The 13,998-nt window shown below is 33.7% G+C and carries 19 protein-coding genes; 14 read left to right on the top strand and 5 right to left on the bottom strand.

The annotated features are described in order from the left end of the window. Positions 1 to 35 precede the first annotated feature (35 nt). Positions 36 to 626 carry an ATP-dependent Clp endopeptidase proteolytic subunit ClpP gene (clpP, locus tag O5635_RS01465; protein ID WP_269608121.1) on the bottom strand — a complete coding sequence of 197 codons (591 nt, stop codon included), beginning with the start codon at positions 624 to 626 and terminating at the stop codon, positions 36 to 38. Positions 627 to 702: 76 nt separating this feature from the next. Between clpP and psb29 the strand changes: the two genes are divergently transcribed. After that, positions 703 to 1,371: a photosystem II biogenesis protein Psp29 gene (psb29, locus tag O5635_RS01460; protein WP_052043041.1), complete on the top strand. Its 669-nt coding sequence runs from the start codon at positions 703 to 705 to the stop codon at positions 1,369 to 1,371. Positions 1,372 to 1,525: 154 nt separating this feature from the next. Here the strand turns inward: psb29 and petN are convergent, their stop codons facing one another. Beyond that, complete coding sequence (gene petN, locus O5635_RS01455; RefSeq protein ID WP_012195394.1) at positions 1,526 to 1,627, bottom strand: cytochrome b6-f complex subunit PetN; 102 nt, start codon at positions 1,625 to 1,627, stop codon at positions 1,526 to 1,528. Positions 1,628 to 1,708: 81 nt separating this feature from the next. On the opposite strand from petN, the gene O5635_RS01450 reads away from it, so the two are divergent. After that, a complete protein-coding gene (locus O5635_RS01450; RefSeq protein WP_036903095.1) occupies positions 1,709 to 1,987 on the top strand; it encodes a DUF2103 domain-containing protein in 279 nt (92 codons plus the stop codon). Between the two features lie 330 nt (positions 1,988 to 2,317). On the opposite strand, the gene O5635_RS01445 is transcribed toward O5635_RS01450, so the two are convergent. Both O5635_RS01445 and O5635_RS01440 read right to left on the bottom strand, forming a co-directional pair. Then, the gene (locus O5635_RS01445) at positions 2,318 to 2,743 is read right to left on the bottom strand and encodes a hypothetical protein (RefSeq protein WP_036903098.1); all 426 of its coding nucleotides are present in this window, start codon (positions 2,741 to 2,743) and stop codon (positions 2,318 to 2,320) included. Further along, complete coding sequence (locus tag O5635_RS01440) at positions 2,743 to 3,012, bottom strand: hypothetical protein (RefSeq protein ID WP_269607728.1); 270 nt, start codon at positions 3,010 to 3,012, stop codon at positions 2,743 to 2,745. The genes O5635_RS01445 and O5635_RS01440 overlap by 1 nt, the downstream gene beginning before the upstream one ends. Positions 3,013 to 3,177: 165 nt before the next feature. Between O5635_RS01440 and O5635_RS01435 the strand changes: the two genes are divergently transcribed. The 7 genes from O5635_RS01435 to O5635_RS01405 all read left to right on the top strand — a co-directional run bounded on the left by O5635_RS01435 (position 3,178) and on the right by O5635_RS01405 (position 7,677). After that, positions 3,178 to 3,585, top strand: coding sequence for a hypothetical protein (locus tag O5635_RS01435; protein ID WP_269607726.1), 408 nt, complete (start codon positions 3,178 to 3,180; stop codon positions 3,583 to 3,585). A gap of 295 nt (positions 3,586 to 3,880) precedes the next feature. Next, positions 3,881 to 4,078, top strand: a complete 198-nt coding sequence (locus O5635_RS01430; RefSeq protein WP_036903104.1) for a hypothetical protein — start codon at positions 3,881 to 3,883, stop codon at positions 4,076 to 4,078. Positions 4,079 to 4,172: 94 nt separating this feature from the next. After that, positions 4,173 to 4,550: a hypothetical protein gene (locus O5635_RS01425; protein WP_036903107.1), complete on the top strand. Its 378-nt coding sequence runs from the start codon at positions 4,173 to 4,175 to the stop codon at positions 4,548 to 4,550. Positions 4,551 to 4,633: 83 nt separating this feature from the next. Next, complete coding sequence (locus O5635_RS01420; protein ID WP_241462977.1) at positions 4,634 to 4,852, top strand: hypothetical protein; 219 nt, start codon at positions 4,634 to 4,636, stop codon at positions 4,850 to 4,852. Between the two features lie 39 nt (positions 4,853 to 4,891). Then, a complete protein-coding gene (locus tag O5635_RS01415; RefSeq protein WP_269607723.1) occupies positions 4,892 to 5,473 on the top strand; it encodes a DUF2939 domain-containing protein in 582 nt (193 codons plus the stop codon). Between the two features lie 344 nt (positions 5,474 to 5,817). Next, a complete protein-coding gene (locus O5635_RS01410) occupies positions 5,818 to 6,012 on the top strand; it encodes a hypothetical protein (RefSeq protein ID WP_036903114.1) in 195 nt (64 codons plus the stop codon). Positions 6,013 to 6,321: 309 nt separating this feature from the next. After that, entirely contained in the window at positions 6,322 to 7,677 is a 1,356-nt protein-coding gene (locus O5635_RS01405) for an iron uptake porin (protein ID WP_269607721.1), read from the top strand. A 155-nt stretch (positions 7,678 to 7,832) separates the two neighbouring features. Here O5635_RS01405 and O5635_RS01400 read toward each other — a convergent pair whose 3' ends face one another. Then, complete coding sequence (locus O5635_RS01400; protein WP_036903117.1) at positions 7,833 to 8,630, bottom strand: prepilin peptidase; 798 nt, start codon at positions 8,628 to 8,630, stop codon at positions 7,833 to 7,835. A gap of 81 nt (positions 8,631 to 8,711) precedes the next feature. Between O5635_RS01400 and O5635_RS01395 the strand changes: the two genes are divergently transcribed. The 5 genes from O5635_RS01395 to O5635_RS01375 all read left to right on the top strand — a co-directional run bounded on the left by O5635_RS01395 (position 8,712) and on the right by O5635_RS01375 (position 13,990). Then, positions 8,712 to 9,215, top strand: coding sequence for a type IV pilin protein (locus O5635_RS01395; protein WP_269607718.1), 504 nt, complete (start codon positions 8,712 to 8,714; stop codon positions 9,213 to 9,215). An 85-nt stretch (positions 9,216 to 9,300) separates the two neighbouring features. Then, the gene (locus tag O5635_RS01390) at positions 9,301 to 9,813 is read left to right on the top strand and encodes a hypothetical protein (protein WP_036903125.1); all 513 of its coding nucleotides are present in this window, start codon (positions 9,301 to 9,303) and stop codon (positions 9,811 to 9,813) included. A gap of 138 nt (positions 9,814 to 9,951) precedes the next feature. After that, positions 9,952 to 11,274 carry a type IV pilin protein gene (locus tag O5635_RS01385; RefSeq protein WP_269607716.1) on the top strand — a complete coding sequence of 441 codons (1,323 nt, stop codon included), beginning with the start codon at positions 9,952 to 9,954 and terminating at the stop codon, positions 11,272 to 11,274. A gap of 3 nt (positions 11,275 to 11,277) precedes the next feature. Continuing rightward, positions 11,278 to 12,930, top strand: a complete 1,653-nt coding sequence (locus tag O5635_RS01380) for a GspE/PulE family protein (protein WP_036903130.1) — start codon at positions 11,278 to 11,280, stop codon at positions 12,928 to 12,930. A gap of 19 nt (positions 12,931 to 12,949) precedes the next feature. After that, positions 12,950 to 13,990, top strand: coding sequence for a type IV pilus twitching motility protein PilT (locus O5635_RS01375; RefSeq protein WP_036903132.1), 1,041 nt, complete (start codon positions 12,950 to 12,952; stop codon positions 13,988 to 13,990). The last annotated feature ends 8 nt before the right edge of the window (positions 13,991 to 13,998 follow it).

Genomic DNA, 13,998 nt, shown 5'->3' with positions numbered 1-13,998 from the left:
AAAGTAAATAGACAAGTAAGATATATTATAAAAATCTAAACAATATTTACAGGTCTCTTGCTAAAGACATTATCTATTAACCCATACTTAAGTGCTTCTTCAGGAGACATATAAAAATCTCTATCAGTATCTTGTGAAATTCTTTCTAGAGGCTGATTAGTTCTTTCAGCTAATTCTTTATTAAGGCGATTTTTAAGGAAAAGAATTTCATCTGCTTGTATACGTATATCGCTTGCTTGGCCTCTTGCTCCACCTAAAGGTTGATGAATCATGATTCTCGAGTGCCTAAGACTACTCCTCTTTCCTTTGGCACCGGCACACAGAAGGAAAGCTCCCATACTTGCTGCGAGGCCGACGCAGACGGTTTGGATGTCCGGCTTAACGTGTTGCATCGTATCGAAGATACCAAGGCCATCATAAACAGAGCCGCCTGGGGAATTTATATATAAAAAAATATCTTTTTCGGGATCTTCAGCTTCCAAGAATAAGAGTTGAGCAACTATTCTATTAGCAGAATCACTGGTAACTGGCTCTCCAAGGAAAATAATTCTTTCTCTTAAAAGGCGAGAGTAAATATCAAAGGCTCTTTCCCCACGACCTGTTTCTTCAATTACAATCGGTATCATTTTAAATTGATCGGTTTCCACGATATTAGCTAGCCAAGTCGTAGAGCTATGGTCTTTTAAGAATTAAATTAAGAAATTGGGTGAAAGACAAACTGTATCTGAAAGTAAAGCCATATTCCACAAGGAGTTCCCTTTTGTTGTTCCTGCAGTCTATAGAAGACTTATTGACGAATTGATCGTTGAATTAAATCTTTTAAGCCACCAAGAAGATTTCGAACCAGATGGTATGTTTTCACTAGGTTTAACAAGTATTTTCAACGAATTCTCAAAAGGATATCAACCTGAAACACAGAAGTCAAAAATTCTTCCAGCAATTTGCAAAGCAACAGGATTATCATTCCAAAAGATCCAAGACTTTTCAAATAATGCGAAAGATCTAGCCAATAAAATAAGTATTGAAGAAATAAAAGACGCTTCTAAGGGGAATAAAAACAAAGAAGAAGCTAATTTAATAAAAGGTATTATTAAGGTGAATAATCATTACTCAAGAATTATTGCTATTGGATTGTTCAAATTTTATGAGGCCATGGATGTGCTAAAAACAAGCAGTCAAGACGATACTCTCATAAGAGACTTGAGTAGTTATATCGGTATAAAGAAAGAAAGGTTTGATAAAGATGTAAGTATATATAAAAGCAACATAGATAAAATTGAAAAAGCGCTGGAACTTATACAACTAAATATAAAAGACGAGAAAAGGAGATCTAAAGAAAAGAAGGAAAATCAAGAAGCTAACACAGAATAATTAAAATTATTTGTTAGGAATTTTATTTCTTCGTTTGTCTTTGAAATCAATAAAAGTAAGGTAAATAATAGAAAAGGTTATAAATAGAAGCAAAAATATAACCAAGAATGATATATATGAGCTTAAACTAAGATTAAAGATATAATCAAAAAAGTTAGAAATCAATTGTTCCATCACCATTCCTACCCCAAACTACCATAGCTATAGAAAAGGTAAAGATAGCAGCTAAAGAAGCCCAAGCGAAAGTAAATAGCATTTTAGACCTATTTTTTAAAATTATAGCGCATCAAAAAAGCTATATTCAAATTGGGAGGCAAATTAAGAAAAACCAAAAAAAATGGGAAGGGTCGTACTAAATCACAGCACACATATAAATGGCCTAATAAAAATCCTAAAAAAACTTTCAAAAAATGAAAAGATAAAATCAATAACTCCTGCGGTAATTTCAAATGGGAAGAAGGCACGCCCTAGACTGGAATTAAGAGTAACTAGAAAGGTGCTTGGTGGATATAAACTAATTGCAAGGAAGGGGTCAATGGCTCAAGTTGTCTACATAATTGCAAGTCTTGACAAGCCAGAGCTAGAGGAACTTATAGCAAATAATATTAATGATTAGTTTATAACGCAAGAATGCAAATGAAAACAAGAAATAATATTAGTAGCTATTAGAATTAAAAAATATTATAATTAATTCATGATGATAAGAAAAATGGAAAAATCATATTGCTCTATCTTATTAATTCTTATAGGATTCAACTATTGTATGCCAACTTACGCAATAGAGAAGATAGAGATAATACGTTTTTGCAAACGCTCAAGAAACTACACAATGTGCGTTAGAGAGTTTGAGAGTCTAAAAAAGATTAAGAATAGTGATAATAAGAAAGGTGGTCCTATTAGAATAAGAGTTATACCTTATAAGAAGTAAAAATCTAACTTGAAGAGTTTAATTATCTACTATTTTTATTGAGTGATTACAAATATAATCTACCATGATTTTCTCAAATTCCAACCTAGGCATTTCCCAGCCAAGCCAGGAAAGGTCGCTAGAAGTAACATTTATAAGTCTTTTAGGACAGTTTATTGCTATGTAAAAAAGGTTACCCGTTTTTGATGAAACAGGGAAAATAGTATTGTTTCCTTGTGATCTAATATAATTTGAATAAATGATTAAGGGCCCAAAATTAGGTAAGTTTTTCTTCTTAGTTGTAGCATTTGATAGTAATATAGAATTTGAAAGTGGATTAAATGCTACAAGATTATGATTAGAGAATAGAGATGAGGATAAAGCAAAATTAAAATCAGAATAAAGAAATATGTTGACAACTATAATAAAAATGTTATCTCTTGTTAATTTAGTAAAAAGTGACATCAAATTTCATACTCATTTATAAATTTCTTTAATGAGTCTTCATATAAAAGCATTAGAGTATCTGAATCTTCGGTAAAGCCAGTCGAGTCATATGTAGATTTAATATAAGAAAGTTTGGATTTGACTGCATAAAAGGCTGTAGTATATTCATCCCTAATATCATCTTCCTGTATGTCATTGATTTTAGCCAAAATAAGCTCTACGTCCTTTAGTGACTTTGCAATCTGCTTTTCGTAATCCTTAGACAACTTTCTTCTTTTTTTAGCCATGGATATAAAGCTTTTTTTGACATTACAATAAATATTATCCAAATTCAAGGCTTATTAATTAGTACCTATGATTTCATGAAAATCGAGTTAAAGTTAAAAAATCACAATTTTAGTGTTCATGAACGCTAAATTCAAGATATATTTAATTTAATTAACTAGAAAGTAATGAGTGAATCCAAGGCAAGCCCCAAAAAAGATAAGGCAGAAGATAGAAATGAAAAAAATGGGAAAAGGAACCATATATTATCTAAAAACAAAAATCAAAAAAGATTGCCTTTGTGGGTTGAGGTATTTTTTGTCCAGTTAGGATTACCAGAAAAGTGGTTAATTTCAATACTTGCAGTAAAAAGGAACGGGTTTAATAACTTTAAAGAAAATTTGGCAGCAAATAAGCTTATAGTGATTGTAGGTATAGTTTTAATATATTGCTATCCAATAATACAGTTAACAAAAAATCAGAACGATTGCGTTAGAGAAAGTATGGATGTATTAAAAGAGAGCTCAATCTCTAATAATTCAGTTAAGTCGGTAGCAGTAAACTATTGTAATGGTGGGAAGTTATTAAACAATTAAATTAACTAATTACTTTTTCTGTATTCACTGGGAAGCTTGAAGGTTGGCTTAGTCTTTGATTGCCCACCTTCAATAAGGGAACTAAATAGATTTAAAAACCTGCCGAGCACAGGAACCCATATTTTTTCATAGGCAAGGGATAAAATCTTATACAAAGCAAAAACAAGTATGTTCCCTTAACGCTACTCTGAAAAAATCTAAATTAGCTTAAACTACAGAATTATGATACAGTTAGAAAATATAAAGTTAATATTATAAATTAACTTTTTCACATCTATCAAAAATTTTAAAAGCTATGGCTACAGCTAAAGAAAAAAAAGAGGAAGTAAAAAAACACCTTAAAAAACTAAGGGCAGAGCTTAGGACAATACATCTTGCTGTAACAGATGAACTAAAGCTACCAGAAGCAGATGAAATAAAGAATCTAATGACAGATATGGAGTTATTACTATCTGTAGTCGACCCCAAATCTGCTAAAAAATCTAAGAAGTAGTAAATATATCTCTAAAAATAATAAGGACTAAGCATTACAAGAGGCTCAAAAGGAATTTAAGTAGTAATATAAACATATAATTTTAAAATTCTATATGAATAGAAAAAATCTCAAACTTTTATTTGTAGTCCCAATAGCCACCCTTATTGCTGGATGTCCAGTTAAAGACTATATAGAAGATTTTAAAACCAATAACTTGGGTAAAGAGTCTATAAAAAACAAAATTGAAGTCAAAGAGACTTTAGAGGTTTCAATTTCGTGTAACAAAGACACAATACAAGGCTATTTAGATGAAGGCTGGACAATTAAAGATTCAACAAGTAGTGAGGTGGCATGTAGTTGGAAAACACAAAAAGCAACCAAGAATTGTAATGAGAAATTAGATAAAGCCTGCAAGATAACAGTCCCTGATATCATTGGTGAAGAGATAAGGTACACCTTAGAAAGAATAAAAACTGATGATTCTGAGTAAACGAAACCTGTTTTCCCACCTGCCTAATTTAATTTAAAACAAAAGAAAATAGAAAAAAATTTGAATTCTAATTAATTATCGTTATGATTAAAAAAACTGTTGATGCATTTATGAGAATGCTTACTACGGAAACCAGAAGAAAGATAGAGATTATAATAAAAAATTTGGAGAAAGGTGAAAATGTAACTCTAAAGGAGCGTATAGAATTAAATAAGTATGCTACACATATTCCATTTATTGCAGGCAAAGTTAATCAAGCAATGAGGATGAGGAGCACATTAGAAGAAGAAGGTTTAATTTAGTCAAATTTAATCAATAATGGCAAAATAGAAATTCAACCTATGAGAATTAGATTTTACTTAGTATCTCTTATATCTATTGTTTTTGGTGGTTATCTATACGCCACTCCATATTTTTCTATCATTTCACTTAAAAACGCAATTGAAGATAAAAATAGCGTTGTTGCTAGTAGATATATTAATTACAAAACAGTACGGGAAAGCCTAAAGAAAGAAGCAAAAAAGGTTGTCATTGCCAATCTTACTTCTAACAGTTCATCACGAAAATATTCTTCATTAGAACTAATATTATTAGAGCCAATTATCAATAATCTTACAAACATATTAATAGAGTCAACTGTCACACCTAGTGGCTTAAACTATCTACTAAATACTGGAAGTCTTGCTAATTCAAAAAGCATTTCAGGTGTTAATGACTTATCTTATAGAGAAGATACAAATATTTCCCAGGAACCTAAACCTAAGACTAATGAGAACGATATTTTTCTTGGTTACATTTCTATTAATAAGTTTATATTAAAAAAAGATATTGAATCTCAAAGAAGAACAATTACAACCTATTGGGATAGGTGGAGGTTTATAAATTGGAGACTTTCACAGATTAAAATAGTACCCTATCCCTAAAAATTCTTAATCGTAAATACGCCAAGTGCGATCCATGCTTTATAATTTCTTTAGGATCTTCACTACACATGAACTTCTCTTTGCTAACTGCCATGGCTGCAATTGGCCTGATCCTTATGAGTACTACCTTCTTAGTAGTTGTTTCTATAGGGTAAAAATCTAATCTGAAAAGGAAATAGCAGTAAATTATTTCATACAGCTCAAATCTTTTTGAGCTAATAAGATTCATTCATTGCAAAAGACATGTTCCATACACTTTAGAGTGTTAATTTTATGTCATAGAAGTATCAACCGATACATCTAAAAATAATAGATCTTTTAGAAAATAATAAATTCAAACCAAAATGTCATACGAAGCTGGAAGTAGGGAGTGCAGAATGATTGTCGAGGCAAAAGACAATCTTTTAAAAGTCATGACCTCCCTAGAGAATCTAGAGTCTTCAAACCATCTCAACCTGAAGCTAAAAGCTATATATGAAGAATTAGAAATTATTCATGAGAAAAGAAAAGATCTTGAATCAAAGAAAAATCCTCTTTGACTTGCACCACCAAGTAACTAATGATTAATTAATATCATCGGGAGTTCTTAAGTATATTAAACGAGAAAATGTCTTATCATTAGATTGGCTCCTAAGGAGAATATATAAAAAATTGCTTTTTATATATTCTCAACTTCCAAGCATGTTCCTTCAGGCTGGGTATTCAAGATTCAATCTACCCTCTACAAATTGATAATTGTAATATTTATCACATACTTATGCAGTAGACGTTACAGCAACTGCATACTCAAAAGCAGATTTCTTTTTTTTTATATCTATAATTGGGTGTCCTTAGTGTGAGGAATCCAAATGAAGCTATTCCAGCAATTGCTGGTGGCTCCTGCTGCTTTGGGTCTTGTGGCACCTTTGGCTGCTAACGCAGTTGAAGTAAACATCAATGATGTTGCAAATTACGCCAACCCCGAAGAACAGCTTGTTGAAACCACAGCTCAATTCTCTGATGTTGTACCAGGAGATTGGGCTTATACAGCTCTTCAGAACCTTAGTGAAAGCTATGGTTGTGTAGATAATGCTTACAGCCAGAGCCTTAAGTCTGGTCAAGCTCTTACTCGTTTTGAGGCTGCTGCATTAGTTAATGCATGTCTTGATGGTGGCCTAATGGCTAGCGGACATGGTTTAACTTCTGAAGCTTCACGTCTTACCAATGAGTTTGGTTCAGAAATGGCCATTCTTAAAGGACGTGTAGACGGTCTTGAGTACAAACTTAACGAATACAATGCTGGTCAATTCTCTTCGACCACATTGATGTCCGGTGACGCAGTCTTCTCATTAGGTGCTGTTGACGGATCTACTGCAGGTGAAAAGCTTCACTCTGTTTATGCTTACGGTCTTAACTTAACTACAAGTTATACAGGTAAGGATTCACTAGACGCAAGAATCATCGCTGGTAACTCAGGAACTGAACCTCTTGCTTCTTTAGATAGTGCAGAGAGCACAACTAACCAAGCTCTTACCATTGACGAGCTTTCATATACATTCCCTGTTGGTGACTTCACAGTTACTGCTGGACCTGTAATGAAGCAAGACGGTGTTATCTCAGCAACACTGTCAACTTACTCAGACGCTTTCTACATTTCTAACCAACCTTATTCAACAGGTGGTACAGAAACTGGAGCTGGTGTCGGTGCTACATATTATTTTGCTAACGACTGGAATGCATCTCTATCTTTCGTAGGTGCTGACTCTTCCGACGCTGATAATGGTATTGGTACAAGAGAAGGTGATGATGTAATCACAGCTTCACTTGGTTATGACGGAGACACCTGGGGTGGTGGTTTGCTTGTCTCTGAAGGAGACAAGAATGGTTCCGATGCAGACTATGACTCATGGGGTTATGGTGTTTATTGGTCACCAGAAGGCAACTACCCAACATTCAGCTTTGGTTTTGACACCAAAGACAATGAAGGTACAGCTGATGAAGAAGCTTGGACAATTGCAGTTGATTATGCTGGATTCGGTCCAGGCACACTTAGTGCTGCCTACCAAAGCGTAGACGACGAGACAAACCAGCTAGCAAAATACGAAGTTTATTACAACTGGGAAATTGCTGATGGTATCGCCATACAGCCTGGCCTCTTCACAAACGAAGTAGCTAACGCTGATGACGAAATTGGTGTTGCTGTAGAAACTTTCTTCAAGTTCTAAGAAGCACTTTTCTCGCCAATAAAAACCCCTCACATTTAAAGCTCCCACTTTGTGGGAGCTTTTTTATTAATTGATTCCAACAGGATTAAGCTATTAATTCCTAGATACATGATCTTGTACTTATATTGGTTGCAATGTTTGCTTACTTGAAAACCCTATAAGAAATTAGCAAAATAGAATTCAGAACCAACTATCCACACAAAGAATCCAGAGAAGGCTATAAAGGGACCAAGGGCATATGGTTTGCCTATCTCTATCTTTTTTAAAGTTAGGCCTATGATTGCATAAGTAGCAGAGATTATAAAAGTCAATACTATTGCTATATAAGTGCACTTAATTCCAAGCCATAAACCAAGCATAGAAATCAGTTTCGAATCACCTTGGCCTAAAACTTCCTTAGAATAAATTTGTCTTCCTACTAATCGAATAAACTCAAATATTATATAAGAAAAGAATGCTGCTAAGAAATGATCAAAAAGATAAGAAAGATTAAAGTTAAAGTAAATTAAACTAACTAATAAATAAATAGTTCCAAACATATATCCAAGACTTATTAAACTCTGCGGAAGTATTAAATGAGTAATATCAATAAATGTAAGCGACAATAAAATACATACTAATATCCAACCTGATACCAAAACAAAGAAGTTTAATCTTATATCTTCAGTATATAAATAACTAAAATTACAAATTACAAATAATAGTGCTGTGAATAATTCAACAATAGGGTATCTAGGACTAATTACTCCATTGCAAGAATTACACCTACCTTTTTGCATCAACCAACTTACAATAGGAATATTCTCAAACCAGAAAAGCCTAGATCTACATCTGGGGCAATAACTTCGAGGTAATATTGGCGATTCACCCCGAGGTAGTCGCCAAATCAGGACATTAATAAAGCTGCCAAAGCATAGTCCTATTAAAAAAGAAGCAACAAAAATCACTGTCATAAGTTGTATCCACTGAAGTTTCTTGACATACCTTTTCTAATCAATCATATTATTAGTATGTTTAATTTCTCTCGTAAAAAAGTGAATCTCATTCAAGCATATCTAACAAGCCCACGAGTTCAAAAAATCCTAAGCGAAAAGTCATCACAAAAAGGCTTTTCACTTGTTGAGCTAGTTGTTGTAATTGCTGTGTTAGCAATTCTATCAGCAGTTGCCATTCCAGCTTTTGTTGGAGTTCAAGCCAATGCAAGAGCATCAGCTATAAAAAATGGTCTCGTAAATACATTAAAAGAGTGTGTTGTGAGGGAAGCGAGTATGGACACAACAACGCTGTCAGATGCTCAATCTGCGAATGGTAGTTATTCTGGCTACAAAATTATTGCGACAGTAGCAGCTGATGTCAGTGGTGCTAAGGGAAATGGTTGGTCCTCTGCTGATACATGTTTTGCAGCCAAGGGTCAGGCTGATGCTGCTAGTACAACAGATGCAGATTTCGTAATTTCCATGAAAAAGGCTACAGGAGAGATATACAAATGGTGTGAAAAGGAAGCACCAGGCTGTACTTCTTCTAAGACTTGGAAATAATTAAGTTTATTCCTATTTCATTTTCAAAAAGGCGTCTAGTTATTCTAGATGCCTTTTTTCTTTTTAATTAATCCTATAAAACTGAATGAGAACTCTACAATTAAAAACTATGGTTAAATTTTTATTGTTATTTATCTCCCCAGTACTACTAATTAGCTGTGTAAAAAACAATACAGACAATACTCTTGACAATACCAAAAGCCTTGAATCCCTTATAGCAGCTAATAAGAAAACCATCCAAACTATTAATGATACAAAACCCTCCAGAGAAATAGATACCAGTTTTATTCCATTAAAATCAGCCAAGAAATTAAAGTCAGACACCAATTTTGGGAAAACAGACCCATTCTCTGCTTATTCGGACTCATCTAGCAATATACTTTCCAATAGTCTAAAGTTAAAAGGAATAATATATACAGATAAAGTTAAATATGCTCTTATAAAATATAAAACAATGAGTGGTCAAATAAAGCAAGGTGAAATTGGTGGTCAAACAACTAAGTTATTACCTATGGGAGTTAAGGTGAAAGAAATTGATGTTAAAAATCAAGTTGTTGTTTTAACCTTAAAAGGTAAAAATTATCAACTTTCATATTAAGCATATTTAAATAACAACCTTATTTAAATAGATACAAAAGCAATAATTTTACCTTTTAGAACTTGGTTCTCATTGACAAGTTAAAACTCTTGACTTTTTCATGAGTTGTTGCTAGGTGTATAAAAGGAACATATATATATGTCTCTTCTTCAAGCATATTTAATGTTGAAGGTTCTTATGAAGAAGAAATTAAAATCATTATTTGATATACGTGCTTCAGAGCCCGAAGGATTCACCATAGTTGAAGTTGCAGTAGTAATGGGTGTAATTAGTATTCTAGGCAGCTTTGCAATACCAAATGTTCTTAACACAATAAAGCTTTCTCGGATAGAAGAGGCTAAGGCTTTAATGAATTCTTATGCCGCTGATTGCCTTGGACAATATAGGATTTCAACTGATATAAAAGAATTCAATAAAAAAGCACCTGAAAATCTAAGCAAAGAAAAATTGAAAACACTTGGATATTCCGTTAATCCAGAGAAATCAAAATGCAGCGCACTGTCTATCAAGCCTCTTAATGAAAGGGATAAAGACCTTTTATATCAAATGGGATTCCAAATTTATGAAGATAATGAAATTGGCTCAGTAAAAGTGTTTAAAGAAGCAATCCCATCTGACAATCCAAATCCTAGATCTCTTCCTTCTTGTAGAGGTTGGGCTGGAGATAATTGCGGACTGAGTCCTGAAGCATTGGCAGCTATTGCACGCTTAAAACAAATAGCGATAAACAAAGCAAATTGTGGATCTGAAATAACAAAGAAAGGAATGGATAAATGGACAGGTCCAATAAAAACTTGGGTACCTCCTGAAAAAGGAAATGCCAAGGATCTTGGCTCCTGTAAATTTTTAGATCCACCTAAATGCATGTTTGAAGGGAATGAATATAGAAATTGCGAAGAAGTAGAAGCAGCTAGAAAAAGAAAGTATGGAGCTTTATGCGAAGAATGGCAAAGATCCAAAGTAGTCAACAAAGCATATATAACTTCAAACGCAAATGGTGAGACTAAAAGTCCAGAATGTGCTGGGCAATTATTTTGGTTCCATACAGGCCAACAATTTGACACTAAAGAAGACTTCGAAGAGAAAAAAGAATCAGTCAAAAAAACGCAGTGTGATATAGATAAATCAAATAAAAAGAATACACAATTTACGGGTATTTATAAAATACAACCCGCCGATGGAATAAAAGAGCCTTGTGGAACTACATATCATTTTTGTAAAGGAGAGGCATTGACATCTGTTGAATATCAAAGTTCATCTTGCAATAAATCATCTGGTGGTGGTGGTGGTGGTGGTGATGGTGATAATGATCAGAAAGAAGATGATCGTGGTAATGTATGTCCAAACAAATCGTATAGAGATAATCAAGGTATAAAATGTTGTCCAGGTAGGATAAATAGAAATTGCATAAAATCAAGAAGTTATAGGTCGAGAACTAACATGTGTAAGTGTTGGTATTAATATATGGCTCAAAATTCTATAACTACAATAAGAGATTTAGTTGATAAGTACTTTTCACTTCAATGGTGTAGAGATAATTTAGTTGTACCAATTGGAATTGAACCTTCATTACCACCTAATCCATCTATCATTACAATAGCAGTAGGAAACATAGTATTTTTAGGTACAATTGGCAATACGATTAAAGATCGTGTAAAGCAATCAGGACTTGAATGCAAATTCGTAGAGAAATCTCCAGATAAGATACAAGAACTTCTTGATTTAGCAGCTGAAGAAAGATTTATAAGTGGAGAAAGTATAGAAATATCTGAGTTTACAGAAGAAGCTGTAATTGCGGCACTACAAGACTCTGCAATAGAAGATAGTGAAAATGAATTTTCTCTTGAATTTGACGAAATAGAAGAAGAAGAGATGGTAGATGATGCATTAGATCTGGGCAATGAAATGCTGGAAAGTAAAACTCAACGAGCGGCAGGCATGATACTTATAAATGCTCGTAAATCTAATGTCTCTGATATACATATAGAGCCAAAAGATGAAAATTACAAAATAAGAGTAAGAAGAGATGGAGTTATGCAGAAGTATCTTGCTATGCCAAAAAGAGCTGGTATACAATTAGTAGCTTGTTTAAAGAACATGGCACATATGGATATCGCCGAAAGAAGAGCAAGCCAAGATGGAAAGATATTACGAAAATATGAAGGTAATCGATTAGAATTCAGATGCTCAACTGCCCCTGGCAAACATGGTGAGGGGATGGTTCTCAGAATATTAAATAGTGAAGCAGATCAGCTTGATTTAGATGTACTAATAAATATTGAAACTGTAAGAGAAGATTTTAGAAAGATTATAAACAATAGTAATGGCATTGTAATTGTATCTGGGCCAACAGGATCAGGTAAATCGACAACACTAGCAGCTGCTCTTCGAGAGAAGGATAATGGAGAGTTGAAAATTGTAACGGCAGAAGACCCAATAGAATATGACCTTGCTGGAGACATAATGCAGCATCAAGTAAATAGAGCAAAAAATCAAACTTTTGCAAACTTACTTAGGACCTTTTTGCGGCAAGACCCAGATGTAATACTTATTGGGGAAACTAGAGACCCTGAAACTGCAGAGTCCTCTATGGATGCTGCGGAAACAGGCCATTTAGTATTTACTACTTTGCACGCAAATACTTCATCAAGTTCCTTAACAAGGTTATTAGATATGGACGTGCCTAAATACAAATTAAATGCTTCTGTAAGGGGGGTTTTAGCCCAAAGATTAGTAAGAAGAGTATGCACTGAATGCAGTGTAGAAAGACCCATTCAGGATCACGAAGCTAGACTTACTGGCATAAAAGGAAACACATCAATAAGGTACGCGTCTGTATTATCTTCAGAAGAAAAAGAAAAAAGGAAAAGAGAGAATACCCTTTGCAGGCAATGTTCTGGAACAGGATATAAAGGTAGACTTGGAGCTTATGAATTATTAGTAATAAATAGACGAATACAAAATGCTATTTCAGCAAATAAAACAGAGAAAGAGATTGAAGAGTTGGCTGTCGATAGCAATAATATGCTTACTTTGAAGCAATATGGAGTAGAATTAGTAAAGAAACAATTAACGACACTTTCAGAACTTGAAAGAGTTTGCAAAAGTGATGACTAGTTCCATTGCCTAATTAAGTATGTCAATATCAAAAGAGATCGTTGCCTATGCAATACAAGCTGGTTCTTCAGATATTCATTTAGAAGAAGGTTCACCTATAGCTGTAAGAGTTAATTCTGATATAAAGATAAGCCCTCAGAAGTTAAGAAGTAAAGATATGGATGAACTTCTTTTAGAGTTGTTAGATAAAGAGAAGATTAGCGAATTTAATGAAACTGGTGATGTAGATAGTTCTACAAGTATAGAAGGTTTATCAAGATTAAGAATAAATGCATATATAGCAAATGAAAAAAGATGCTTAACTCTCAGACTTCTGCCAGATAATTTACCCAAATGGCAAGATCTTGGTTTACCAGAACCATTTGTTAAACTTTCTACGCTTGAACGCGGAATGGTCTTATGTACTGGTCCTACAGGTTCAGGTAAATCTACAACCTTAGCTGCTTTTATTAATTGCATATTAGAAACTCAGAAAAGACATATACTAACTATCGAAGATCCAATTGAATTTATCTTTGAACATACTGAAAATTCAATTATTCATCAACGAGAAGTTAAAAGAGATACCGATTCATTTGCAAGGGCATTAAAGGCGGCCTTAAGAGAAGACCCTGATGTAATTTATATTGGAGAGATGAGAGATTTAGAAACAATCCAACTGGCTATTACAGCTGCGGAAACAGGGCATTTAGTATTAGGTACTCTCCATACATCCTCTGCTGCGAAAACAGTAGAAAGAATAGTTGATGTTTTTCCAGGAGATCAACAAGAGCAGGCACGGCTACAAGTCTCAACATCGTTAGCAGGGATAATGTCGCAAACCTTGTGTAAAAATACTTTAGGGAAAAGATCACTTGCATATGAACTACTAATAAATACTCCTGCTATAGGAAATTTGATAAGAGAGAAAAAAGTTAGTCAAATATACTCACAAATTCAAACTGGTAGCAATGATGGTATGAATACATTAGAGCAGTGCCTTAATGACCTCGTTATTAAAGGCCTAATTACAAAAGAGCAAGCTCTAAACAAAGCCTCTGTAACAAAAGCTATAGACTAAGAAGATAT

This window comes from Prochlorococcus marinus str. MIT 0919 (assembly GCF_027359375.1).
GTDB lineage: Bacteria > Cyanobacteriota > Cyanobacteriia > PCC-6307 > Cyanobiaceae > Prochlorococcus_D.
This window is presented reverse-complemented; position numbering and strand designations above follow the sequence as displayed.

Coding starts and splice junctions, on each gene's coding strand:
- O5635_RS01420 (WP_241462977.1), top strand. CDS start 4,634: ATGATTAAAAAAACTGTTGATGCATTTATGAGAATGCTTACTACGGAA.
- O5635_RS01430 (WP_036903104.1), top strand. CDS start 3,881: ATGGCTACAGCTAAAGAAAAAAAAGAGGAAGTAAAAAAACACCTTAAA.
- O5635_RS01445 (WP_036903098.1), bottom strand. CDS start 2,743: ATGTCACTTTTTACTAAATTAACAAGAGATAACATTTTTATTATAGTT.
- petN (WP_012195394.1), bottom strand. CDS start 1,627: ATGCTATTTACTTTCGCTTGGGCTTCTTTAGCTGCTATCTTTACCTTT.
- clpP (WP_269608121.1), bottom strand. CDS start 626: ATGATACCGATTGTAATTGAAGAAACAGGTCGTGGGGAAAGAGCCTTT.
- O5635_RS01450 (WP_036903095.1), top strand. CDS start 1,709: ATGGGAAGGGTCGTACTAAATCACAGCACACATATAAATGGCCTAATA.
- O5635_RS01405 (WP_269607721.1), top strand. CDS start 6,322: ATGAAGCTATTCCAGCAATTGCTGGTGGCTCCTGCTGCTTTGGGTCTT.
- O5635_RS01415 (WP_269607723.1), top strand. CDS start 4,892: ATGAGAATTAGATTTTACTTAGTATCTCTTATATCTATTGTTTTTGGT.
- O5635_RS01385 (WP_269607716.1), top strand. CDS start 9,952: ATGTCTCTTCTTCAAGCATATTTAATGTTGAAGGTTCTTATGAAGAAG.
- O5635_RS01400 (WP_036903117.1), bottom strand. CDS start 8,630: ATGACAGTGATTTTTGTTGCTTCTTTTTTAATAGGACTATGCTTTGGC.
- O5635_RS01390 (WP_036903125.1), top strand. CDS start 9,301: ATGAGAACTCTACAATTAAAAACTATGGTTAAATTTTTATTGTTATTT.
- O5635_RS01425 (WP_036903107.1), top strand. CDS start 4,173: ATGAATAGAAAAAATCTCAAACTTTTATTTGTAGTCCCAATAGCCACC.
- O5635_RS01375 (WP_036903132.1), top strand. CDS start 12,950: ATGTCAATATCAAAAGAGATCGTTGCCTATGCAATACAAGCTGGTTCT.
- O5635_RS01410 (WP_036903114.1), top strand. CDS start 5,818: ATGTCATACGAAGCTGGAAGTAGGGAGTGCAGAATGATTGTCGAGGCA.
- O5635_RS01440 (WP_269607728.1), bottom strand. CDS start 3,012: ATGGCTAAAAAAAGAAGAAAGTTGTCTAAGGATTACGAAAAGCAGATT.
- O5635_RS01380 (WP_036903130.1), top strand. CDS start 11,278: ATGGCTCAAAATTCTATAACTACAATAAGAGATTTAGTTGATAAGTAC.
- O5635_RS01435 (WP_269607726.1), top strand. CDS start 3,178: ATGAGTGAATCCAAGGCAAGCCCCAAAAAAGATAAGGCAGAAGATAGA.